Source organism: Solicola agrisoli (genome assembly GCF_049059935.1).
Taxonomy (GTDB): domain Bacteria; phylum Actinomycetota; class Actinomycetes; order Propionibacteriales; family Nocardioidaceae; genus JAURVT01.
The window spans coordinates 19043-41534 of the sequence record NZ_JBMGQR010000006.1 but is presented as its reverse complement, the minus strand read 5'-3'; the positions used below and the strand labels follow the sequence as shown (position 1 = coordinate 41534).

The 22492-nt window shown below is 73.6% G+C and carries 18 protein-coding genes; 15 read left to right on the top strand and 3 right to left on the bottom strand.

All coding sequences use genetic code 11. From position 1 onward, the window contains the following. The first annotated feature begins 4 nt into the window (after positions 1 to 4). The 8 genes from ACI6PP_RS03860 to gatB all read left to right on the top strand — a co-directional run bounded on the left by ACI6PP_RS03860 (position 5) and on the right by gatB (position 10390). Complete coding sequence (locus ACI6PP_RS03860; protein WP_421109264.1) at positions 5 to 1225, top strand: cysteine desulfurase family protein; 1221 nt, start codon at positions 5 to 7, stop codon at positions 1223 to 1225. After that, complete coding sequence (gene mnmA, locus ACI6PP_RS03855; RefSeq protein ID WP_421109262.1) at positions 1225 to 2322, top strand: tRNA 2-thiouridine(34) synthase MnmA; 1098 nt, start codon at positions 1225 to 1227, stop codon at positions 2320 to 2322. Before ACI6PP_RS03860 ends, mnmA begins: the two co-directional genes overlap by 1 nt. Further along, positions 2319 to 3299, top strand: a complete 981-nt coding sequence (locus ACI6PP_RS03850; protein WP_421109260.1) for a uroporphyrinogen decarboxylase/cobalamine-independent methonine synthase family protein — start codon at positions 2319 to 2321, stop codon at positions 3297 to 3299. The genes mnmA and ACI6PP_RS03850 overlap by 4 nt, the downstream gene beginning before the upstream one ends. 35 nt (positions 3300 to 3334) lie before the next feature. Then, positions 3335 to 5524, top strand: a complete 2190-nt coding sequence (ligA, locus tag ACI6PP_RS03845; protein WP_421109258.1) for an NAD-dependent DNA ligase LigA — start codon at positions 3335 to 3337, stop codon at positions 5522 to 5524. Between the two features lie 69 nt (positions 5525 to 5593). Next, complete coding sequence (locus tag ACI6PP_RS03840; protein ID WP_421109256.1) at positions 5594 to 6925, top strand: hypothetical protein; 1332 nt, start codon at positions 5594 to 5596, stop codon at positions 6923 to 6925. Between the two features lie 122 nt (positions 6926 to 7047). Then, a complete protein-coding gene (gene gatC, locus ACI6PP_RS03835; protein ID WP_421109255.1) occupies positions 7048 to 7365 on the top strand; it encodes an Asp-tRNA(Asn)/Glu-tRNA(Gln) amidotransferase subunit GatC in 318 nt (105 codons plus the stop codon). Continuing rightward, positions 7362 to 8888, top strand: a complete 1527-nt coding sequence (gene gatA, locus ACI6PP_RS03830; RefSeq protein WP_421109253.1) for an Asp-tRNA(Asn)/Glu-tRNA(Gln) amidotransferase subunit GatA — start codon at positions 7362 to 7364, stop codon at positions 8886 to 8888. Before gatC ends, gatA begins: the two co-directional genes overlap by 4 nt. Next, entirely contained in the window at positions 8885 to 10390 is a 1506-nt protein-coding gene (gatB, locus tag ACI6PP_RS03825; RefSeq protein ID WP_421109252.1) for an Asp-tRNA(Asn)/Glu-tRNA(Gln) amidotransferase subunit GatB, read from the top strand. Before gatA ends, gatB begins: the two co-directional genes overlap by 4 nt. Positions 10391 to 10438: 48 nt before the next feature. On the opposite strand, the gene ACI6PP_RS03820 is transcribed toward gatB, so the two are convergent. After that, positions 10439 to 11338, bottom strand: a complete 900-nt coding sequence (locus ACI6PP_RS03820; RefSeq protein ID WP_421109250.1) for an alpha/beta fold hydrolase — start codon at positions 11336 to 11338, stop codon at positions 10439 to 10441. Between the two features lie 96 nt (positions 11339 to 11434). Between ACI6PP_RS03820 and ACI6PP_RS03815 the strand changes: the two genes are divergently transcribed. Further along, positions 11435 to 12346, top strand: coding sequence for a 2-hydroxyacid dehydrogenase (locus ACI6PP_RS03815; protein WP_421109248.1), 912 nt, complete (start codon positions 11435 to 11437; stop codon positions 12344 to 12346). 121 nt (positions 12347 to 12467) lie between these two features. Here ACI6PP_RS03815 and ACI6PP_RS03810 read toward each other — a convergent pair whose 3' ends face one another. Both ACI6PP_RS03810 and ACI6PP_RS03805 read right to left on the bottom strand, forming a co-directional pair. After that, complete coding sequence (locus ACI6PP_RS03810) at positions 12468 to 13361, bottom strand: oxygenase MpaB family protein (RefSeq protein WP_421109246.1); 894 nt, start codon at positions 13359 to 13361, stop codon at positions 12468 to 12470. 4 nt (positions 13362 to 13365) lie between these two features. Further along, a complete protein-coding gene (locus ACI6PP_RS03805; RefSeq protein WP_421109244.1) occupies positions 13366 to 14232 on the bottom strand; it encodes an ATP-grasp domain-containing protein in 867 nt (288 codons plus the stop codon). Positions 14233 to 14355: 123 nt separating this feature from the next. Here ACI6PP_RS03805 and ACI6PP_RS03800 point away from each other — a divergent pair, with 123 nt between their 5' ends. The 6 genes from ACI6PP_RS03800 to ilvN all read left to right on the top strand — a co-directional run bounded on the left by ACI6PP_RS03800 (position 14356) and on the right by ilvN (position 22485). Next, positions 14356 to 14946: a hypothetical protein gene (locus tag ACI6PP_RS03800; RefSeq protein WP_421109242.1), complete on the top strand. Its 591-nt coding sequence runs from the start codon at positions 14356 to 14358 to the stop codon at positions 14944 to 14946. Beyond that, a complete protein-coding gene (locus tag ACI6PP_RS03795) occupies positions 14943 to 15497 on the top strand; it encodes a hypothetical protein (protein ID WP_421109241.1) in 555 nt (184 codons plus the stop codon). Before ACI6PP_RS03800 ends, ACI6PP_RS03795 begins: the two co-directional genes overlap by 4 nt. A gap of 41 nt (positions 15498 to 15538) precedes the next feature. After that, entirely contained in the window at positions 15539 to 17230 is a 1692-nt protein-coding gene (gene ilvD, locus ACI6PP_RS03790; RefSeq protein ID WP_421109240.1) for a dihydroxy-acid dehydratase, read from the top strand. Between the two features lie 181 nt (positions 17231 to 17411). Continuing rightward, positions 17412 to 19871 carry a putative bifunctional diguanylate cyclase/phosphodiesterase gene (locus ACI6PP_RS03785; RefSeq protein WP_421109238.1) on the top strand — a complete coding sequence of 820 codons (2460 nt, stop codon included), beginning with the start codon at positions 17412 to 17414 and terminating at the stop codon, positions 19869 to 19871. Between the two features lie 281 nt (positions 19872 to 20152). After that, positions 20153 to 21952, top strand: a complete 1800-nt coding sequence (locus ACI6PP_RS03780; RefSeq protein WP_421109236.1) for an acetolactate synthase large subunit — start codon at positions 20153 to 20155, stop codon at positions 21950 to 21952. Further along, positions 21949 to 22485, top strand: coding sequence for an acetolactate synthase small subunit (gene ilvN / locus ACI6PP_RS03775; RefSeq protein ID WP_421109234.1), 537 nt, complete (start codon positions 21949 to 21951; stop codon positions 22483 to 22485). The genes ACI6PP_RS03780 and ilvN overlap by 4 nt, the downstream gene beginning before the upstream one ends. Positions 22486 to 22492 lie beyond the last annotated feature (7 nt).

The window sequence follows — 22492 nt, the reverse complement described above, 5'->3', positions numbered from 1 at the left end:
TGCCATGACCAGCACCCACCGGGACGACGCGCGCCGCGTCTACCTCGACCACGCCGCCACGACGCCGATGGTCCCCGAGGCGATCGCCACGATGACCGAGCAGATGGCCCGCGGCGGCAACCCGTCGTCCCTGCACGCCTCGGGACGCGAGGCCCGCCGGGTGGTGGAGGAGTCGCGCGAGGAGATCGCCGCGCTCGTCGGCGCGCGTCCGGGCGAGGTGGTGTTCCTCTCCGGCGGCACCGAGGCCGACAACCTGGCCGTCAAGGGCCTGTTCTGGTCGCGCCGCGACGCCGACCCGCGCCGACGCCGCATCCTCGCTCCGGCCGTCGAGCACCACGCGCTGCTCGACCCGCTGGTCTGGCTCGCCACCCACGACGGCGCCGAGCTCGAGCTGCTGCCGGTCGACCACGACGGACGGCTGGAGGTCGACGCCCTGCGCGAGGCGTTCGCCCGCGGCACCGACGACGTCGCGCTCGTGTCGTGCATGTGGGCCAACAACGAGGTCGGCACCGTCCAGCCCGTGGCCGACGTCGTCGCGCTCGCGTCGCCGCACGGCATCCCCGTGCACAGCGACGCCGTCCAGGCCGCCGGCCACCTCGGCGTCGACTTCGCCACGACGAGCCTCGACGCGATGACCGTCACCGCCCACAAGCTCGGCGGACCCACGGGCGTCGGCGCGCTGGTCATCCGGCGCGACCTCGACGCCACCCCGCTGCTGCACGGCGGCGGGCAGGAGCGCGACGTCCGCTCGGGCACGCTCAACACCGCCGCGATCGCCGCCTTCGCCTCCGCGATGCGCGTCGCCGAGGCCGCGCGGCCCACGCTCACGCCCCGCCTGGAGACGCTGCGCTCCCGGCTGGTCGACGGGGTGCGTGCGCTGGTGCCCGACGTCGTGGTCAACGGTGCACCGGGCGCCGGCGACGACCACCGCCTGCCCAACGTCGCCCACCTGACGTTCCCCGGCTGCGAGGGCGACTCGCTCCTCATGCTCCTCGACGCCCAGGGCATCGAGTGCTCCACCGGCTCGGCCTGCTCGGCGGGGGTGCCGCAGGCGAGCCACGTGCTGCTCGCGATGGGGCGCGACGACCGCACCGCCCGCGGCTCGCTGCGCCTGAGCCTCGGCCACACCTCCACCGACGACGACGTGGCCGCGTTCCTCGCCGCGCTGCCGGCCGTCCACGAGCGCGCGTCCGCCGCCGCCCTCGTCGGCTCGCGGGGGCGCTGATGCGCGTCCTGGCCGCGATGTCCGGCGGCGTCGACTCCGCCGTGGCCGCCGCGCGCGCCGTCGACGCCGGCCACGACGTCACCGGCGTCCACCTCGCGCTGTCGCGCAACCCGCAGTCGTACCGCAGCGGCGCCCGCGGCTGCTGCTCGATCGAGGACTCCAACGACGCCCGCCGCGCCGCCGACGTCATCGGCATCCCGTTCTACGTCTGGGACATGAGCGAGGAGTTCCACGCCGAGGTGGTCGAGGACTTCATCGCCGAGTACGACGCCGGGCGCACGCCCAACCCCTGCCTGCGCTGCAACGAGAAGATCAAGTTCGCGGCCGTCCTCGACCGTGCCCTCGCCCTCGGCTTCGACGCGGTCGTCACCGGCCACTACGCCCGGTTGGCCGAGGGGCCGTCCGGCGAGGTCGAGATGCACCGCGCGGGCGACGCCGCCAAGGACCAGTCCTACGTCCTCGGCGTGCTCACCCAGCAGCAGCTGCGGCACTCGTTGTTCCCGCTCGCCGACGACGAGAAGCCCGAGGTCCGCGCCGAGGCCGAGCGCCGCGGGCTGTCGGTGGCGTCCAAGCCCGACAGCCACGACATCTGCTTCGTCTCCGACGGGGACACCCCCGGCTGGCTCCACGACAAGCTGGGCACCCGCCCCGGCAGCGTCGTCGACGAGGCCGGCCAGGTGCTGCGCGAGCACGACGGCGCGTTCGCCTTCACCATCGGGCAGCGGCGCGGACTGCACCTCGGCACGCCCGCCCCCGACGGCAAGCCGCGCTTCGTCCTCGACATCGAGCCCGTCTCGGGCACCGTCACCGTCGGCCCGCGCGAGCACCTCGCCGTCGACGAGATCGTCGCGATGCGGCCGCTGTGGTGCGGCGAGGCACCCACCGGCGAGCTGACGTGCACCGTCCAGCTCCGCGCCCACGGCGAGGAGGTGCCGGCCACGGCCCACGTCGACGGCGACACCGTCCGCCTGGAGCTGCACGAGACCGCCGACGGCGTCGCACCGGGCCAGGCGGCCGTGCTGTACGCCGGCACCCGCGTGGTCGGGTCGGCCACGATCGCGTCCACCGCGCGCCGCGGCGCGGTGGCGTCCCGGTGACCGCGACGCTCGTCGGCTCGCTGCCGGGCACCGACGTCCGCGAGGCCGTGCGGATGATGGTCGACCTGCTGCCCGACCTCACACCCGTGCCCGAGCTGCCCGGCCGCGGCGCGGGCGCGGAGATGGTCGGACGCACGGCGGCCCTGCTCGTCGACCTCGGGGTCGACCTCCAGCCCGCGGGCTGGCGCCTCACCGACGCGCCGGGCGTCGACCACCGCCGTGCCCGCTCGCTGCTGGCCGCCGACCTCGACGTCGTCGAGGAGGAGTGGCAGGGGCACCAGGGGACGATCAAGACCCAGGTGGCCGGCCCGTGGACGCTCGTCGCGTCGATCGAGCGGCCCCGTGGCGACCGCGTCCTGGCCGACCACGGCGCGCGCCGCGAGGTCGCCGAGTCTCTTGCCGAGGGCGTCGCGCTGCACGTGGCCGACCTGCAGCGGCGGGTGCCCGGCGCCGACGTCGTGGTGCAGGTCGACGAGCCCGGCCTCACCGCGGTGCTCGCGGGAGCGATCCGCACCGCGTCCGGCTTCTCGCGGCACCGGGTGATCCACGCCCCCGAGGCCGACGCGCTGCTGAGGCTGGTCGTCGACGCCGTCCGACGTGCCGGCGCCACGCCCGTCCTGCACAGCTGCGCGCCGCGCGTGCCGGTGGCGCTCGTCGCCGGGGCCGGGTTCGCCGGCTACTCGTTCGACCTCGACCTGCTCGACGACCAGGGCGTCGAGCGGTGGGCGCAGGCGCACGAGGACGGGCTGGCCCCCTGGATCGGCGTCGTGCCGAGCACCGCCGCGGACGCGGACCCGTCGGTCAACGACCTCGCCTCGCGCACCAACCGGTTCCTCGACCGCATCGGCGCGGCCGTCGTCCCCGGCGTGCCGGTCGTGACGGCCACCTGCGGCCTCGCCGGGGCGACGCCGGCGTGGGCCAGGCGCGCCGCGCGACTCGTCACGCAGGTCGACTCCGCGGTCGTCGACTCGGCCTGATCGGCCCTGTCCGAGGGCGGCGATAGAGTCACCGGGTGGCCAAGAAGACCCCCTCCCCGAGCCCCGACGACGCCGACGAGCAGGCCGGCACGGGCGCGTCCGAGGGCGGCGACGAGCAGCTGCGCCAGCGTCACCGCCAGCTCGTCGAGGAGGTCGAGGACGCCCGGCACCGCTACTACGTGCTGGACGAGCCGACGCTCAGCGACGCCGACTTCGACGTCCGGATGCGCGAGCTGGAGAGCCTGGAGGAGCAGGTCCCCGACCTGCGCACGCCCGACTCGCCCACCCAGAAGGTGGGCGGCGAGGTCGGTGCCCAGTTCTCGCCGGTGCAGCACCGCGAGCGGCTGCTGAGCCTCGACAACGCGTTCTCCGAGGACGAGCTGTCCGAGTGGGTCGAGCGGCTCGGACGCGACGAGGTGCGCGACGCCGACTTCCTGTGCGAGCTCAAGATCGACGGCCTGGCGATCAACCTCACCTACGAGTCCGGCCGGCTCACCAAGGCCGCCACCCGTGGCGACGGCCGTGTCGGCGAGGACGTCACCGCCAACGTCCGCACCGTCGAGGGCATCCCGCACCGGCTCACCGGCACCGACGAGCACCCCGTCCCGACGCTGGTCGAGGTGCGGGGCGAGATCTTCTTCCCCACCGCGGCGTTCGAGGAGTTCAACGAGGCGTGGGCCGCCTCGGGCAAGACACCGTTCTCCAACCCCCGCAACGCCGCCGCCGGCTCGCTGCGTCAGAAGGACCCGTCGGTGACGGCCAGCCGTCCGCTGCGGATGATCTGCCACGGCGTCGGCGCCCGCGAGGGGTTCACGCCGCAGCGCCAGTCCGAGTCGTACGCCGCGCTCGAGGCCTGGGGGCTGCCGGTCAGCAGCCACGCCAAGGTCGTCGCGACGGTCAAGAAGGTCTGGGAGTTCGTCGGCTACTACGCCGAGCACCGCCACGACGTCGAGCACGAGATCGACGGCATCGTGATCAAGGTCGACCAGGTGTCGCTGCAGCGACGCCTCGGCTCCACGTCGCGCGCCCCGCGGTGGGCGATCGCCTACAAGTACCCGCCCGAGGAGGTCAACACCGAGCTGCTCGACATCCTCGTCAACGTCGGCCGCACCGGCCGCGTGACGCCGTTCGGGAAGATGCGCCCCGTCCGGGTCGCGGGCTCGACCGTCGAGATGGCCACGCTGCACAACGCCTCGGAGGTGCAGCGCAAGGGCGTGCTCATCGGCGACACCGTCGTGCTGCGCAAGGCCGGCGACGTCATCCCTGAGATCGTGGGGCCGGTGGAGGCCCTGCGCGACGGCTCCGAGCGCGCGTTCGTGATGCCGACCGAGTGTCCCGAGTGCGGCACCACGCTCGCACCCGCCAAGGAGGGCGACGCCGACATCCGGTGCCCCAACACGCGCTCGTGCCCCGCGCAGCTGCGCGAGCGGCTCTTCCACGTCGGCAGCCGCGGTGCGTTCGACGTCGAGGGCCTGGGCTACGAGGCGGCCGTGGCGCTGCTCGACGCCGGCGTCCTCACCGACGAGTCCGGCTTGTTCGACCTCGACGAGGCGGCGCTCCTGCGCGTCCCGCTCTTCACGCGCGCGGCCAAGAAGGCCGAGCTCGCCGCCGGTTCGGGCGAGCGCGTGCTCAGCGCCAACGGCGCGCGGCTGCTCGAGAACCTCGAGAAGTCCAAGCAGCAGCCGCTGTGGCGCGTCATCGTCGCGCTGTCGATCCGTCACGTCGGGCCCACGGCCGCACAGGCGCTCGCCACCCAGCTCGCCGACCTCGGCGTCATCGCCGAGTCCGACGCCGAGACGCTGGCCGCCACCGAGGGCGTCGGGCCCACCATCGCCGACGCCGTCGTGGAGTGGTTCGCGGTCGACTGGCACCGCGCCGTCGTCGACGCGTGGCGAGCCGCCGGCGTCCGCATGGTCGACGAGCGCGACGAGTCCACGCCCCGCACGCTCGAGGGCCTGACGATCGTCGTCACCGGCTCGATGGAGCGGTACTCGCGCGACGAGGCCAAGGAGGCGATCGTGTCGCGCGGCGGCAAGGCGTCGGGCTCGGTGTCCAAGAAGACCAGCTTCGTGGTGGTGGGGGAGTCGCCCGGCTCCAAGGCCGAGAAGGCCGAGCAGCTCGGCGTCACCGTGCTCGACGAGGCGGGATTCACCGCGCTGCTCGCCGACGGCCCCGGCGCCTGGACCGACGACGAGCCCGACGCCGAGGGGGACGGCGCGCCCTGAGGCGCGCGCGACCCCCTGCCGTTGGATACTGGGCGCGACGTTTTTCGACCGTGATCCTGGGGGACCTCGATGAGTGACGACCGCACGCCCGACGACGGCCGGGCCGAGCCGGACGGCCGTCCGCCGCAGGGGCCCCAGGGCCCGCCGCCGGGCTGGGGTCCGCCGCAGGGAGCCGGGCATCAGGGCCCGCCGCCGGGGTGGGGCCAGGGGCCGCAGCAGGGGCCGCCGCCGGGATGGGGCCAGCAGCCGCCGCAGCAGCAGGGGCCGCCCCCCGGGTGGGGCCAGCAGGCACCTCCGCAGCAGGGCTGGGGCCAGCCGCCGCAGGGCGACCAGCAGCAGGGCTGGGGGCAACCGCCCGGCCAGGGCTGGGGCCAGCCGGGAGGTGCGCCGTCGTCCTCGGGCGGCAACGGCAAGAAGATCGCGATCATCGCCGGTGTGGGCGTCGCCGCGGTGGCGCTGCTGATCGCGGCGGTCGTCATCGGCGTCACCCAGCTCGGCGGTGACGACGACACCAGCGCCGACCGCGGGTCGTCGCAGTCCGACGGCGGGGGCGACGAGGAGTCCGACGAGCCGAAGTCCGACGACGGCCCGCTCAAGGCGAGCGCGGCCGACGACCTGCGCACCAAGCTCGGCGAGCAGGACTGGACCTGCTACGACTCGCTGGAGGACCCGGTCCTCAAGCGGTGCTTCGTCGCCAAGCCCGGTACGGGGCAGTACGCGAGCCCGGTCCGCGGCGAGGTGCGCTTCGAGTATGGCGACGACGAGCTCGAGCAGGTCCGCCTCTACGTCTCGGGCGGCGCCGAGGACGGCGTCACGCGCGCACTCGTCGGCGACACCTCGACGCTGATCGGCGACACCCTGTTCGACGCCAAGGGGAGCGAGCTGGCCACCCTGGCCACCGGCACGAGCACCGACCCGGTCGACCTCGGCGACGGCGTGTCCGCCACGGGCTCGTCGGGCACCGGGCTCACGCTGCGCACCGAGGACGCCGGCTACGAGCCGATCCCCGAGATCCCGCTCCCGGCGACCACCGAGGTGCAGAGCGCGCTGGCGTCCAAGGGCTTCGCCTGCGGCACCAAGGACAGCAGCTTCCAGTGCGAGGGCACCTCGGGCAAGGTCAAGCTCCTGCTGCTCACGAGCGGGTCGCCGACCGACGTCACCGGCTGGAGCGTCTCGGCGTCCACCGCGAGCTTCGACGACAAGGCCACCGTCGAGGAGGGCCTGGCCGCCACGGCCGACGTCCTGCAGACCGCGGGCATCACCGACGCCGACGGCGCGGCGTTCGTCAAGGAGGCGCAGAACGGAGCCCGTGGTGACTTCGACAGCCACGAGGTGAGCGTCATCCGCAGCGAGTCCGGCGACATCTTCTCGATCCTCGGCTCGGTGCGCACGATCAGCTGACGCCGGTCGGCGGTGGGCCGCGTGCCCACCGCCGACGCCCGTCGGGGCCGCGCCCTACGATGGTCGGCGGTGGGCAGCGCCCACCGTCCCGACCGCAGAGAAGACAGGACGGCCCCACGTACATGTCCGATCCCGGGTCGAGCACGGGCATCACCCGTGCCGACGTCGCCCACCTCGCGGGCCTGTCCCGCATCGACCTCACCGACGACGAGCTGGACCGCCTCGCGCCCCAGCTCGCGGTGATCCTCGACTCCGTGGCCACCGTGTCGCAGGTCGCCGGCGAGGACATCCCGCCGACGTCGCACGCGGTGCCGCTGCAGAACGTCTTCCGGCGCGACGAGGTGCGTCCCGGCCTGACGCCCGAGGAGGCGCTGTCGGGCGCCCCGCTGGTCGACCAGCAGCGCTTCGCCGTCCCCCGGATCCTGGGGGAGGAGGCATGAGCGCCGGTTCGAGCCACGACCTGGTCCGCCTCACCGCGGCCGACCTCGCCGCGCGGCTCGCTGACGGCAGCGTCACGTCCGTGGAGGCCACGCAGGCCCACCTCGACCGCATCGCCGCGGTCGACGGCCAGGTGCGCGCGTTCCTGCACGTCGACGCCGAGGGTGCGCTGGCCACCGCGGCCGACGTCGACGCCCGTCGTGCCGCCGGCGAGCCGCTGCCCACGCTGGCCGGCGTCCCGATCGCGGTCAAGGACGTGCTCGCCACCCGCGGCATGCCCACCACGTGCGGCTCCAAGATCCTCCAGGGCTGGGTGCCGCCGTACGACGCCACCGTCGTCACGCGCCTGCGCGCCGCCGGGCTGCCCATCCTGGGCAAGACGAACATGGACGAGTTCGCGATGGGCTCGTCCACCGAGCACTCCGCGTACGGCCCCACCCACAACCCGTGGGACCTCGACCGCATCCCCGGCGGCTCCGGCGGCGGGTCGGCCGCGGCCGTCGCGGCGTTCGAGGCGCCCCTGGCCATCGGCACCGACACGGGCGGCTCGATCCGCCAGCCCGGTGCCGTCACCGGCACCGTCGGCGTCAAGCCCACCTACGGCGGCGTCTCGCGCTACGGCCTGGTGGCGCTCGCCAGCAGCCTGGACCAGGCCGGTCCCGTCACGCGCACCGTGCTGGACGCCGCCCTGCTCCACGAGGTGATCGGCGGGCACGACCCCCGCGACTCCACGAGCATCGACGCGCCCGCCCCGGCGGCCGTCGAGGCCGCGGGACGCACCGACGTCGCCGGCCTGCGCGTCGGCGTCGTCAAGGAGCTGGGCGGCGAGGGCTACCAGCCCGGCGTCCGCGCCCGCTTCGACGAGGTCGTGCAGCTGCTGTCCGACGCCGGCGCCGAGGTCGTCGAGGTGTCCTGCCCGAGCTTCGACATGGCGCTCGCGGCGTACTACCTGATCCTGCCCAGCGAGGCGAGCAGCAACCTCGCCAAGTTCGACGCGATGCGCTACGGCCTGCGCGTCGGCCCCGAGGGCGTCGACGCCCCCAGCGCCGAGCAGGTCATGGCCGCCACGCGCGAGGCCGGCTTCGGCGACGAGGTCAAGCGCCGCATCATCCTCGGCACCTACGCGCTGTCGAGTGGCTACTACGACGCCTACTACGGCTCGGCGCAGAAGGTCCGCACGCTCATCGCGCGCGACTTCGACGCCGCGTTCGAGAAGGTCGACGTGCTCCTGTCGCCCACCTCGCCCACCACGGCGTTCAGGCTCGGCGCCAAGCTCGACGACCCGCTGTCGATGTACCTGCAGGACGTCGCCACGATCCCGGCCAACCTCGCGGGCGTGCCCGGCATCTCGGTGCCGAACGGCCTGGCCGACGAGGACGGCCTGCCCACGGGCGTCCAGGTGCTGGCCCCGGCCACCGCCGACGCCCGGCTGTACCACGTGGGCGCGTTCGTCGAGCGCGCCCTGAACGAGCGGTGGGGCCACGCCCTGCTGGATCAGGCCCCCGACCTGGAGGTGGCGCGATGAGCACCGCGACCGAGCTCGACCCCGTCGGATTCGACGAGGCCCTGACCCGCTACGACCCGGTGTTCGGCCTCGAGGTGCACGTCGAGCTGGGCACCGCGTCCAAGATGTTCTGCGGCTGCGACACCACGTTCGGCGCCGAGCCCAACACCCAGGTGTGCCCGGTGTGCCTGGCGCTGCCCGGCGCGCTGCCCGTGGTCAACGGCACGGCGGTGGAGTCGGCGATCCGCATCGGTCTCGCGCTCAACTGCAGCATCGCGCCGTGGTGCCGCTTCGCGCGCAAGAACTACTTCTACCCCGACATGCCGAAGAACTTCCAGACCTCGCAGTACGACGAGCCGATCGCGTTCGACGGCTGGATGGACGTCGAGGTCGACGGCGAGACGTACCGCGTCGAGATCGAGCGGGCGCACATGGAGGAGGACACCGGCAAGTCGCTGCACGTCGGCGGCTCCACCGGTCGCATCCACGGCGCCAGCCACTCGCTGCTCGACTACAACCGTGCCGGCATCCCGCTGGTCGAGATCGTCACCCGCCCCGTCGTCGTCCCCGGCGACAAGGCGCCCGCCGTCGCGCGCGCCTACGTCCAGCAGCTGCGCGAGCTGATCCTCGCGCTCGGCGTCTCCGACGCCCGGATGGACCAGGGATCGCTGCGCTGCGACGTCAACCTGTCGCTGCGCCCGGCGGGCACCGACGTCCTCGGCACCCGCAGCGAGACCAAGAACGTCAACTCGTTCCGCTCGGTCGAGCGCGCCTTCCGCTTCGAGGTGGGCCGTCACGCGGCACTGCTCGACGCGGGGCAGAAGGTCGTCCAGGAGACCCGGCACTTCCACGAGGACTCCGGCTCGACGTCGTCCGGCCGCGAGAAGTCCGACGCCGAGGACTACCGCTACTTCCCCGAGCCCGACCTGGTGCCCGTCGTCCCCGACGCCGCCTGGATCGAGGAGCTGAGGGCCACGCTGCCCGAGCAGCCGTCGGCCCGTCGCGCCCGGCTCCAGTCCGACTGGGGCCTGTCCGACCTCGACATGCGCGACGTCGTCGGCGCCGGCGCGCTCGACCTGGTGGCCGCCACCGTCGAGCAGGGCGCCAGCCCGGCGTCCGCGCGCAAGTGGTGGCTCGGCGAGCTGGTCCGCGCCGCCCGCGAGAAGGACGTCGCCCTCGACGAGCTCGGCGTCTCGCCCGCCCAGGTGGCCGAGGTCCAGGGTCTCGTCGACGCCGGTCGCGTCAACGACAAGCTGGCCCGTCAGGTGTTCGACGGCCTGCTCGCCGGCGAGGGCACGCCCGAGGAGATCGTCGCCGCCCGCGGGCTCGAGGTCGTCTCCGACGACGGCGCGCTCGGCGAGGCCGTCGACCGCGCCATCGAGGCCAACCCCGACGTCGCCGAGAAGATCCGCGGCGGCAAGCAGGCCGCCGCCGGCGCCCTCATCGGCGCGGTGATGAAGGACATGCGCGGCCAGGCCGACGCCGGTCGCGTGCGCGAGCTGATCCTCGAGCGCCTGTCCTGACACCTGTCGGTGCGTGGTGATGCCAGGGCGTCACCACGCACCGACAGGTCAGGCGGACGCGTGCTCGACGCGGGCGATCAGCCGGTGCAGCTCGGCGTTGATCTCGGCGGGCCGCTCGAGCGGCAGGAAGTGCGTGCCGGGCAGCTCGACGTAGGTGGCGTCGGGCATCCGGTCGGCGGCGCTCGACATGTCGCGGGCGCCGGCGAGCACGTCCCAGCGACCGGCGACGAACGTCGTCGGCACGCCGATCCGCGACAGCGAGACCCGGGCGTGACGCGCGGCGCTCAGCGCCAGGTGCCCGTACCAGGCGGCATCGGTGGTCATGAACTCGCGGACGGCCAGGCGGGCGTCCTCCGGCGAGGCCGACGGCAGCATGAAGCCGCTGTGGCGCAGCACCGACATGAACCCGGGCACCCAGGCGATGCGCTGCGTCACCGGGTTCCACGTGCGGCCCACCTGGCTGCCGAGCCGGGCGAAGGAGACCATCGCCGCCTTCACCACCGGACGGGGCAGCCGGTACGGCGCGAGCATGGTGCTGAAGGTGTCGCCCGGCACCCCGGCGACGGCCAGCAGACCCTTGACGCGCTCGGGATGACGCACCGCGAGCTCGAAGGCCACGTTGACGCCCATCGACCAGCCGATCACCACCGACGACTCGATGCCGGCGGCGTCGGCCACGGCGAGGGCGTCCTCGACGAAGGCGTCCATGTCGACGCGAGCGGGGTCGTCGGGTCGGGCGGAGCCGCCGACGCCGCGGTGGTTCCACGACACCACGCGCACGTCCTGGTCGGCGCCGAGGAAGCCGGGCCAGGCGTACGGGTTGGTGCCGAGGCCGTTGCAGAGCAGCACGGTGGGGCCGTCGCCGCCGGTCGTCCAGGCGCGGAGCCGGGTGCCGTCCGCGCTCGTGACGTCCCAGAAGCGCACGTGCGGGGCGGAGTGGGTCGGCATGGCCGCCGATCGTAACGGCCGTAGGCGGACCTAGTGTGGGCGGCGTGCCGAGGACCCGTCCCGGGTGCCGGTGGTGCCGACGACGTGGAGCGTGAGATGACCCTGGTGTGGACCCCGTACGACGCCGACTTCCTGGGCGACCTGCCGGACGGCGTCGAGCACGCGACGTTCGTCGACGGCGAGCCGCCGGAGCGCATCGACGAGGTCGAGCTGTGGGTGCCGTCGTACTCGGTGGGCCCGCCCTACGCCGAGATCTTCGCGCAGATGACGTCGCTCAAGGTGGTCCAGACCCAGTCGGCCGGCACCGACGCCGTCGAGCCGCACCTGCCGGGCGGCGTGACGCTCTGCAACGCCCGCGGCGTGCACGACGCGGCCACCGCCGAGATGGCCGTGACGCTGGTGCTGTCGAGCCTGCGCGACGTCCCGCGCTGGGTGCGCGGCCAGGACTCCGGCAGCTGGGAGCAGGACAACGACGGACCCGCGCTGGCCGACAAGCGCGTGATGATCCTCGGCTACGGGAGCATCGGCGAGGCCGTGGAGCGTCGGCTCGCGGGCTTCGAGGTCGAGGTGGTCCGGGTCGCGCGACGCGAGCGCGACGGCGTCCACCCGATGGGCGACCTGCCGTCGCTGCTGCCCGAGGTGGACGTCGTGGTGCTGCTCGTGCCGCTGAGCGACGCCACCCGCCACCTCGTCGACGCCGACTTCCTCGCCCGGCTCAAGGACGGCGCGCTGCTCGTCAACGTGGCCCGCGGGCCCGTCGTCGACACCGACGCGCTGCTCGCCGAGCTCCGCTCGGGCCGGCTGCACGCGGCGCTCGACGTCACCGACCCCGAGCCGCTCCCGGCCGACCACCCGCTCTGGTCCGCGCCGGGCGTCCTGGTCACGCCCCACGTCGCCGGCGGCACCCAGGCCATGGCGCCGCGCATCCAGGCCCTCCTGCGCGACCAGCTGGCCCGCTTCGCCGCCGGCCGCGACCTCCGCAACGTCGTCGTCCCCGCGACCACCTGACCCCACGCCCACCCCGCGATCCGCGGTTCTCGACGCATCGATCCGCGGGTTCTGACGGTCGATCCGCCGGACGGGTGCGTCGAAAGTCGCGGACGGCGCCTTCACGAACCGCGGATCGCGGCTAGGGGGTGGGGGTGGCGGGGGGACGCATGGCCCAGCGGATGGCCGACGTCAGCACCGCGCCGCTGGCGCGGACCGTGGTGGCCTCGGTGACCGGGAGCCACGGCAGGCGCAGCGGGCGGCGCGCCCACCGGGGGAGCGTGGACACCGCCGTGGCCGACAGGACGCCGTACGGTGCGCGCATCGCGAGCGGGATGGGCGGGTTGAGCAGCATGAACCGGGCGGCGCTGCGGGCGGCGGCGGTGCTCGCGAGCTCGGGGCGGTACTCGGCCAGGGCGGCCCGCAGCTCGACCTCGGTGGTGGGCACGTCGACGGCGCCGAGCGCCCGCGCGGTGCGTCCCACCTGCTCGACGTAGACGTCGCGCTCCTCGCCCACGAGTGGCTGCGAGCCGAACCGGTCGTGCGCGGTCAGGAAGCTGTCGACCTCGGCGACGTGCACCCATCGCAGCAGCCACGGGTCGTTCGCGGCGTACGCGCGCCCGTCGGGTGCCGTGCCGGTGATGCGCGAGTGCACGGCGCGGACGATGCGGACCGCGCGCTCGGCGTCGGCCTGGGTGCCGAACGTGGTCTCGGCCAGGAAGGTGCTGGTGCGCTGCAGCCGTCCCCACGGGTCGCCGCGGTAGCCCGAGTGCTGGTCGACCGCGGCCATCGCGAGCGGGTGCAGCGACTGCAGCAGCAGCGCGCGCATCCCGCCGACGAACATGGACGCGTCCATGTGCACGCGCTGGATCGGGTCGTCCGGGCCGAACGGCCGGGGCCCCTCGGAGCCGTGGATGCGCTCGCGGCGCTGGGGGCCCTCGTCACCCGCGACCCGCGCGAAGATCGTCGCCCCGAGACGGCGGCGGACCGCCTCGACGGGGGCGGTGACGATCGAGGGCGCGGGGAGGATCGTCATCTCCTCACTGTGACAGCCGCGACCTGATCGCACCGGCCAGCCGCTCGGCGGCACCGTCCACCCAGGGCAGGAACAGGCCGGGCTCGGTGAGCTCGAGCTCGATGACGCGCGGCAGGCCGTCCTCGCTGGTCACGAGGTCGACGCGGGCGTAGAGCAGGGGGCCCGCGGACGGCACCGCGGTGGCCACGACGTCCAGGGCCGCCCGGGCCGCGTCGTGCTGCTCGGGCGTCGGGGTGCGCGGGGTGACGTCGCCACGGGAGTCGCGGTCCTGGCGCACGCCCTCGCCCCGGGTGAGCAGCGGGCCCTTGCGGATCGAGTGCGAGAAGGCGCCGTCGACGAACAGCATCGCGGTCTCGCCCTCGTCGTCGACCGACGCGACGTACGGCTGCACCATGGCGGTGCGCCCCGAGGCGACGATCTCGCGGGCGTGGCGCAGCGCGTCGGCGGCGTCGTCCCACCGCGCGGTGTCGCGCGACCCGGCCGACACCGACGGCTTGCAGACCCACTCGCCGTGGTCACCGAGCTCGGCGACGTCGGTGGGGTCCCAGACCGTCTCGATCACCGGGCACCCCCGAGCGTCGAGGTCGCGCAGGTAGGTCTTGTCGGTGTTCCACTCCAGCACCTCGACCGGGTTGGCCAGGTGCGCCACCGAGCGGGCCCAGCCGAGGAACTCCTCCAGCCGCCCGGTGTAGTCCCAGCACGACCGGACCACCACGAGATCGTGCGCCGCCCAGTCGTGGTCGGGCTCGTCCCACGCCACCGCCGTCGCCTCGATGCCGAGCTCGGCGAGCGCGTCGGTGACCAGGCCGAGCTCGACGTCGCGTCCGAGCTGGTCGGCGGACGTGGCGAGGGCGACGGTGGGTGCGGGCACGGGCTGCCTCCGGGTGCGAGGGGGACGGTCCGGTCCAGCATGTCAGCGGGTGTGGGGGAGGCCGATCAACGTCATGGCATTGATTGCGACAAATCAACCCCTGAGACTTGATAGGCTGTCCCCATGTTCGCGGTGACGATCGACCAGGACCGCAGCCGGACGCGTCCCGACGCGGTGCCGGGCCTGCTCACGGCCGTCGGCGACGTGCCCGCGGTGCTGCCCTTCGAGCGCACCATCGGCGACGAGGTCCAGGCGCTGCTCGACGACCCCGAGGCCGTCGTCGAGGTGGTGGCCCGCGTGGCCGCGGCCGGGGGATGGGCGCTCGGCGTCGGGGTCGGCGACGTCGAGTCGCCGCTGCCGGCGTCCACCCGCGAGGCCCGGGGCACGGCGTACCTGCTGGCCCGTGACGCGGTCGAGGACGCCAAGCGCGCCCCCGCCGTCCGGCTGCGCGGCTCCGACCCCGAGACCGCCGAGCACGCCGAGACGGCGCTGCAGGTGCTCGCCGGCCTGGTCGCCGGACGGTCCGAGGCGGGCTGGGAGGCCGTGCGGGCGATGGCCGACCACGCGACGCAGGCCGAGGCCGCCGCCGCGCTCGGCATCACGCCGCAGGCCATGAACCGTCGGCTGGTCGTGGCAGGGTGGTCGGTCGAGGAGAGGGTGCGACGCCTGGCCACGCACCTGCTCGACGTCGCCGACCTGGGGAGCCCGTCATGACAGCGTTCGCGCTCGTGGTCGCCGGGGCCGTCGTCTCGGCGCTCGCCGCGCCCGGCCTGTGGGTGCTCGGCGCCTCCGCGCCCCGCTGGGCCCGACCCATCGTCGCGCTGGCCCTCACGCTGCTGCTGGCGGTCGCGGCCGTCACCACGCTGGTCGACGGCGCCGCCACCGGCACGGTCGGCGAGGTCCGGGCCGTCCCCGCGGTGGTGCTCGCCGCCGCCGGTGGCGTCGTCGTCGTGGCGGCGGTGCTCGACCTGCTCGGGGCGCCGCCCCCGCCCGAGCCGCCGGCCGCCGAGGTCCTGCGCGGCGGCACCTGGATCGGCGTCCTCGAGCGGCTCGCGGTGTTCGGCAGCGTGGCCGCGCGGTGGCCCGAGGGGATCGCCGTCGTGGTGGCCGTCAAGGGCCTCGGCCGCTATCCCGAGCTGCGCGGCGAGCCCGGCATGCCCCGGCGGCTCACCGCCGAGACGTTCATCGTGGGCACCCTCGTCTCGCTCGTCTGGTGCGCGGCGTGCGCCTACGTCGGGCTCGGCCCGCTGCGGCTCACGAAGTAGCCCCAGCCGGGGCCGCGGCGCCCGGGCGTAGGCTGCGGCCCATGCCCGAGGAGACCCAGACCCCCGACATCAAGCCCCGCAGCCGCGCCGTCACCGACGGCCTGGAGGCCACCGCAGCGCGCGGGATGCTGCGCGCGGTGGGCCTCGGCGACGAGGACTGGGCCAAGCCCCAGATCGGCGTGGCGTCGAGCTGGAACGAGATCACCCCCTGCAACCTCTCGCTCGACCGGCTCGCCGACGCGGTGAAGTCCGGCGTCCACCAGGGCGGCGGCTACCCGCTCGAGTTCGGCACCATCTCGGTGTCCGACGGCATCTCCATGGGCCACGAGGGCATGCACTTCTCGCTGGTCTCCCGCGAGGTCATCGCCGACTCGGTCGAGACCGTGATGATGGCCGAGCGCCTCGACGGCTCGGTGCTGCTCGCCGGCTGCGACAAGAGCCTGCCCGGCATGCTCATGGCCGCCGCGCGCCTCGACCTCGCCTCGGTGTTCCTCTACGCCGGGTCCACGATGCCCGGCAACGTCGACGGCAAGGACGTCACCATCATCGACGCCTTCGAGGCCGTCGGCGCCTGCTTCAAGGGCCTGATCAGCCGCGAGGAGGTCGACAAGATCGAGCGCGCGATCTGCCCCGGCGAGGGCGCGTGCGGCGGCATGTACACCGCCAACACGATGGCCTCGGTCGCCGAGGCCCTGGGCATGTCGCTGCCCGGCTCGGCCGCGCCGCCGGCCGTCGACCGCCGCCGCGACGGCTTCGCCAAGCGCTCGGGCACCGCGGTCGTCGAGATGCTGCGCCAGGGCATCACCGCCCGCCAGATCATGACGCGCGAGGCGTTCGAGAACGCGATCGCCGTGGTCATGGCCCTCGGCGGCTCCACCAACGCCGTCCTTCACCTGCTGGCGATCGCCCGCGAGGCCGACGTCGACCTCACGCTGGACGACTTCAACCGCGTCGGCGACAAGGTCCCGCACCTCGGCGACCTCAAGCCGTTCGGCCGCTACGTGATGAACGACGTCGACCGCCAGGGCGGCATCCCCGTGGTCATGCGCGCCCTGCTCGAGGCCGGGATGATGCACGGCGACTGCCTCACCGTCACCGGCAAGACGCTCGCCGAGAACCTCGAGGACCTCAAGCCCGCCGACGTCGACGGCGACGTCGTCCGCACGATGTCCAACCCCATCCACGCGACCGGCGGCCTGACGATCCTGCGCGGCTCGCTCGCCCCCGAGGGCGCGGTCGTCAAGAGCGCGGGCTTCGACAGCGACGTGTTCGAGGGCACCGCCCGCGTCTTCGACGGCGAGCGCGCCGCCATGGACGCGCTGGAGGACGACACGATCGGCGCGGGCGACGTCGTCGTCATCCGCTACGAGGGCCCCAAGGGCGGCCCCGGCATGCGCGAGATGCTCGCCATCACCGGCGCGATCAAGGGCGCCGGCCTCGGCAAGGACGTCCTGCTGCTCACCGACGGACGCTTCTCCGGCGGCACCACGGGCCTGTGCGTCGGCCACGTCGCGCCCGAGGCCGTCGACGGCGGCCCGGTGGCCTTCGTCCGCGACGGCGACCCGATCCGCCTCGACATGGGCGCCCGCACCCTCGACGTCCTCGTCGACGCCGACGAGATGGCCGCCCGCCGCGACGGCTGGCAGCCCCAGGCCCCCAAGTACACGCGTGGTGTCCTCGCCAAGTACGCCAAGCTCGTCGGCTCGGCGTCGACCGGAGCCACCACCAGCTGAACGGGGAACCTCCCTCGACTGTTGGGGTCTGAGGCGTTTCGACCCGCAGGTGGAGGAGGGGTCTCCCACACCTGGGTGAGGGGCGTGTGACGGGTGTGACGGCCGCTCGGAGTTGACCCGATCCGCGGCTAAGGTCGGTAGCCGTCCTCAAGCCAGATCGGGTCTTCGCACAGTGCACCAGGTGGCATCTCTCGGGGTGGGCATCATGCTCACGGTGGTCGTGGTCCTCGCGGCCTGGCTGCGGCGATCCCGCCTGGTCGACTGGTTCCCCGCCGGGCTCGGCCTGGCCTGGACCGTCAGCCTGTGCCTGCTCGGGCTCAGCAGCGTCGCGGTCGCACGGGGCGGTCCGGGGCGCGGCGCCTGGGTGCTGCTGGTCGTCGCGAGCGCGATGGTGCTCGTGGTGTCCCAGGCCTGGCTCGCCACCTTCCTGCACCGCCGATGGGTGCACGTGCTGCTGGACGCCTGGCTGGTCGCCGTCGCCGTGCTGGTGCCCGTCGTGGCGTTCGCCCAGCTCGGCCTGCGGCACGACGTCCCGAGCGTGCTGCTCGTGTCGGTCGTGGCCCTCACCTGGGTCGCCGCCAGCACCGCGTTGCTCGCCCCGTACGCCGGCCTCGCGCTGGTGTCCACCGGCGGCACCGTGCTGTTCACCGCCACGCACGCCGCGGCCGCGGGCGTCCTGTACCTCGCCTCGCCCGTCGTCGGCAGCACCACCCTCGGCGGTGCGGTCCTGATGCTCGTCCTCGGGTACACCTCGCTGGCGGTCGTCGCGATCAGCACGCGCTCCACGGGCTCGGAGGCCCCGCGCGTCGACGAGGTGCGCCACCCCGACCAGGCGGCGTCGCTCGCCGTGCTGGCGGCGGCCGTCGTCACCACCGTGCTCGTCGCCCTGTACGTCGAGACCCTCGTCGTGCTCCCCGCCCTGCTGCTGTGCCTGACGTGCGTCGTCGTCCTGGTGGTGCGCCAGATGCTGATCTCGCGGCAGAACGAGCGCACCGCGGCGCACCTGTCGTCGCGCGAGCGGTACTTCCGCTCGCTGGTGCAGGACTCCACCGACATGCTGCTGATCTGCTCGGCCGAGGGCGTGGTGGAGTACGCGAGCCAGGCGGTCGAGGAGGTGCTCGGCCTGGGCACCGCCGACACCGTCGGCCGGCCGGTCGGCGCGATCCTCGACCTCGACCCGCGGCGCTTCGCCGAGCTCAGCCGGCGGGTGATGAGCTCGGACGACGAGGCGGTGGTCGACGTCTCCACCAGCTCCGAGCGCGGCCGGCTGATGCTCGAGGCCACCGTGTCGGCGCAGGCCGGCAAGGTGCTCCTGGCCATCCGCGACCTCACCGACCGCGACCGCCTGCGCGAGCAGCTGTCGTACGTCGCCAGTCACGACCTGCCCACCGACCTGCTCAACCGCCGTGGGATCAACCACACGCTCGCCGGCGCGCTGCGCCTGCGCTCCGGACGACCGGCGGTGCTGTTCCTCGACCTCGACGGGTTCAAGCGGGTCAACGACGCCGCCGGCCACGACGTCGGCGACCGGCTCCTCAAGGCCGTGGCCGAGCGCCTCGACGACACGATCCCGTCGTCGTGCGTGCTGGGCCGCTACGGCGGCGACGAGTTCGTGGTGATCGTCCCCGATCGTGACGAGACCGACCCCCAGGGGCTGGCCGAGCGGATCGTCGCCGCGGTCAAGGAGCCCTACATCTGGTCCAGCCACCAGTTCGTCATCGGCGCCAGCGTCGGCATCGCGCTGGCCGACGTCGACTCCCAGGCCGACTCGATCGTCCGGTACGCCGACCTCGCGATGTACGAGGCGAAGAAGGCCCGCAGCGGGTACGCGTTCTTCGAGCCGCGCATGCTCAGCGCCGTCAAGGAGCAGGCGCGCGCCGACTTCGCGCTCACCGAGGCGTTCGACGCCGGCCGTCTCCACCTGCTCTACCAGCCGATCGTCGACCTGGTGACCGGCGAGGTGGTCAAGGCCGAGGGACTGCTGCGCTGGACCGACCTCGAGGGCACCGAGCAGCGCCCGCTCGACCTCGTCGAGTTCATGGAGCGCAGCGGACGCGGCCAGGCGCTCAGCCGGTGGGTGATCGCCGAGGCGGTCAAGCAGCAGGTGGCGTGGCGCGCGCAGGGGCACCACCTGCAGGTGACGATCAACCTCTCGCCGGTGGAGTTCACCGATCCCGCGCTCATCGTGTTCATCGACCAGGTGATCGAGGACTACGGCATCCCCGAGGGCTCGCTCGAGCTCGAGGTCACCGAGCGGGTGATGATCCAGGACCCGGCACGGGCCGTGCTGGCCATGGAGGCGCTGCGCGTCCGTGGCATCCAGGTGGCCGTCGACGACTTCGGCACCGGGTTCTCGTCGCTGCGCTACCTGCTCGACCTGCCCATCGACACCCTCAAGCTGGACCGTGCCTTCGTCACCCAGGTGTCCTCCGGCGCTCCGGCGCGCAGCATCGTGCAGGGGATCGTCACGATCGGCCGCGAGCTGTCGCTGCGCGTGGTCGCCGAGGGCATCGAGGCCGAGGAGCAGCGCCGGCTGATGGCCGAGATGGGCTGCGACCTCGGGCAGGGCTACCTGTTCTCGGCCGAGCTGCACGCCCCCGAGCTCGAGGCGATGCTGCTGGGCCAGAGCGAGGCCTGCTGACGATGGTCTCCGGCATCTGGGACGCTCGTCTCACATCCTGGTACGACCGGGGCCTGCGGTTGACCGCGGGGCCGGGACGCGGGACAGTCGGACCGTGCACCAGCGTCTCCTCGTCGTAATCGCCTGACGCGCAGCCACTCGGCCGCGCGTCACCCTCCACTGCCCAGCGGGCTGGAGGGTTTTTTTGTGCGACGAGCACGATGAGGTCAGCGGGTCCGGCCCGCGGACGCACCACAGCAGCACCTGAAGTCACGCAGCACCGATCACTGGAGGACCAGGCGATGAGCGAGCAGATCACCGGGGCGCAGAGCCTCGTCCGGGCCCTGGAGCACGCCGGGGTCGACACGGTCTTCGGGATCCCCGGCGGCTGCATCCTCCCGGCCTACGACCCGCTCCTGGACTCGACCCAGATCCGGCACATCCTGGTGCGCCACGAGCAGGGCGCCGGACACGCGGCCCAGGGCTACGCGCAGGCGACGGGACGCGTCGGCGTCTGCATGGCGACCTCGGGCCCCGGCGCGACCAACCTCGTCACGCCGCTCGCGGACGCCAACATGGACTCGGTCCCGATCGTGGCCATCACCGGTCAGGTGGTGAGCAGCTCGATCGGCACCGACGCGTTCCAGGAGGCCGACATCCGCGGCATCACGATGCCGATCTGCAAGCACAGCTACCTGGTGACGAACCCCGACGACATCCCGCGCGTCATCGCCGAGGCGTTCCACCTGTCGCTGACCGGGCGTCCCGGCCCGGTCCTGGTCGACATCTCCAAGGACGCGCTGCAGGCGGCGACGACGTTCGAGTACCCCACCGAGGTCTCGCTGCCCGGCTACCACCCGACCACGCGGCCCCACGGCAAGCAGGTGCGCGAGGCGGCCCGACTCATCGCGCAGGCCGAGCGTCCCGTGCTGTACGTCGGCGGCGGCGTCATCAAGGCGCACGCGAGCGCCGAGCTCAAGGTGCTCGCCGAGCTCACCGGCATCCCGGTCGTCACCACGCTGATGGCACGCGGAGCGTTCCCCGACAGCCACCCCCTGCACCTGGGCATGCCCGGCATGCACGGCACGGTCGCGGCCGTCGGCGCCCTGCAGCGCAGCGACCTGATCGTCTCGCTCGGCGCGCGCTTCGACGACCGTGTCACCGGTCGCCTCGACTCGTTCGCGCCCGGGGCCAAGGTGGTCCACGCCGACATCGACCCGGCCGAGATCTCCAAGAACCGCGTGGCCGACGTCCCGATCGTCGGTGACTGCCGCGAGGTGATCGCCGACCTCGTCGTCGCGCTGCAGGACGAGCCGGCCGACGCCGTCGACCACGCTCCCTGGACCGCGCACATGCAGGGCGTCGCCGAGCGCTACCCGCTGGGGTTCGACGAGCCCGAGGACGGCGGCCTGGCGCCGCAGCACGTCATCCGCCGGCTCGGCGAGATCGCGGGCCCCGAGGCGATCTACGTCGCCGGCGTCGGCCAGCACCAGATGTGGGCCGCGCACTTCGTCCGCTACGAGCGCCCCGCGTCGTGGATCAACTCCGGCGGCCTCGGCACGATGGGCTACGCCGTCCCGGCCGCCATGGGCGCCAAGGTGGGCGATCCGTCGCGCACCGTGTGGGCCATCGACGGCGACGGCTGCTTCCAGATGACCAACCAGGAGCTCGCCACCTGCGCGCTCGAGGGCATCCCGATCAAGGTCGCCGTCATCAACAACTCCTCGCTCGGCATGGTCCGGCAGTGGCAGACCCTGTTCTACGAGGGCCGCTACTCCAACACCGACCTGCACACGGGCGGGCAGACCCGTCACATCCCCGACTTCGTCAAGCTCGCCGACGCCTACGGCTGCGTGGGCCTGCGCTGCGAGAAGTACGAGGACCTCGACGCCGTCATCGAGCAGGCCATGGCCATCGACGACGCCCCCGTGGTGATCGACTTCGTCGTCGAGCGCGACGCGATGGTGTGGCCGATGGTCGCCGCCGGCATGAGCAACGACGACATCAAGATCGCCCGCGACATGGCGCCCGACTGGGACCAGGACGACCTCGAGTCCAACCCCGAGGTCGTCGCCGAGACCACCGAGGGAGCCCTGTCATGACCCAGCACACCCTGTCCGTCCTCGTCGAGGACGTGCCCGGCGCGCTGGCGCGCGTCGCTTCGCTGTTCATGCGCCGCGGGTTCAACATCGACTCGCTCGCCGTCGGTCCCACCGAGGTGCCGCTCGTGTCGCGCATGACGATCGTCGTCGGCGTCGACGACCTGCCGCTCGAGCAGGTCACCAAGCAGCTGAACAAGCTGATCAACGTGCTGAAGATCGTCGAGCTCGACGCCGGATCGGCCGTCGAGCGCGAGCTGCTGCTCGTCAAGGTCCGCGCCGATGCCGCCACCCGCGGCCAGGTGCTCGAGACCGTCCAGCTGTTCCGCGCCAAGGTCGTCGACGTCGCCACCGACGCGATCACCATCGAGGCCACGGGCGACGCCGGCAAGCTGGCTGCGATGATGCGGGTGCTGGAGCCGTTCGGCATCCGCGAGATCGCGCAGTCCGGCCGCGTCGCCATCGGACGAGGGGCCCGCTCGATCAGCGACCGCACCCTGCGTCCGGTCCCGGCCTCCACCAGCCACGCCGGCTGACCGCCCC

Bases quoted from the DNA above. Each gene is read 5' to 3' on its own strand.
- ilvD (WP_421109240.1), top strand. From the start codon at position 15,539: ATGCCCGAGGAGACCCAGACCCCCGACATCAAGCCCCGCAGCCGCGCC.
- gatC (WP_421109255.1), top strand. From the start codon at position 7,048: ATGTCCGATCCCGGGTCGAGCACGGGCATCACCCGTGCCGACGTCGCC.
- ACI6PP_RS03800 (WP_421109242.1), top strand. From the start codon at position 14,356: ATGTTCGCGGTGACGATCGACCAGGACCGCAGCCGGACGCGTCCCGAC.
- ACI6PP_RS03815 (WP_421109248.1), top strand. From the start codon at position 11,435: ATGACCCTGGTGTGGACCCCGTACGACGCCGACTTCCTGGGCGACCTG.
- gatB (WP_421109252.1), top strand. From the start codon at position 8,885: ATGAGCACCGCGACCGAGCTCGACCCCGTCGGATTCGACGAGGCCCTG.
- ACI6PP_RS03860 (WP_421109264.1), top strand. From the start codon at position 5: ATGACCAGCACCCACCGGGACGACGCGCGCCGCGTCTACCTCGACCAC.
- gatA (WP_421109253.1), top strand. From the start codon at position 7,362: ATGAGCGCCGGTTCGAGCCACGACCTGGTCCGCCTCACCGCGGCCGAC.
- ACI6PP_RS03780 (WP_421109236.1), top strand. From the start codon at position 20,153: ATGAGCGAGCAGATCACCGGGGCGCAGAGCCTCGTCCGGGCCCTGGAG.
- ilvN (WP_421109234.1), top strand. From the start codon at position 21,949: ATGACCCAGCACACCCTGTCCGTCCTCGTCGAGGACGTGCCCGGCGCG.
- ACI6PP_RS03810 (WP_421109246.1), bottom strand. From the start codon at position 13,361: ATGACGATCCTCCCCGCGCCCTCGATCGTCACCGCCCCCGTCGAGGCG.
- ACI6PP_RS03795 (WP_421109241.1), top strand. From the start codon at position 14,943: ATGACAGCGTTCGCGCTCGTGGTCGCCGGGGCCGTCGTCTCGGCGCTC.
- ACI6PP_RS03840 (WP_421109256.1), top strand. From the start codon at position 5,594: ATGAGTGACGACCGCACGCCCGACGACGGCCGGGCCGAGCCGGACGGC.
- mnmA (WP_421109262.1), top strand. From the start codon at position 1,225: ATGCGCGTCCTGGCCGCGATGTCCGGCGGCGTCGACTCCGCCGTGGCC.
- ACI6PP_RS03820 (WP_421109250.1), bottom strand. From the start codon at position 11,338: ATGCCGACCCACTCCGCCCCGCACGTGCGCTTCTGGGACGTCACGAGC.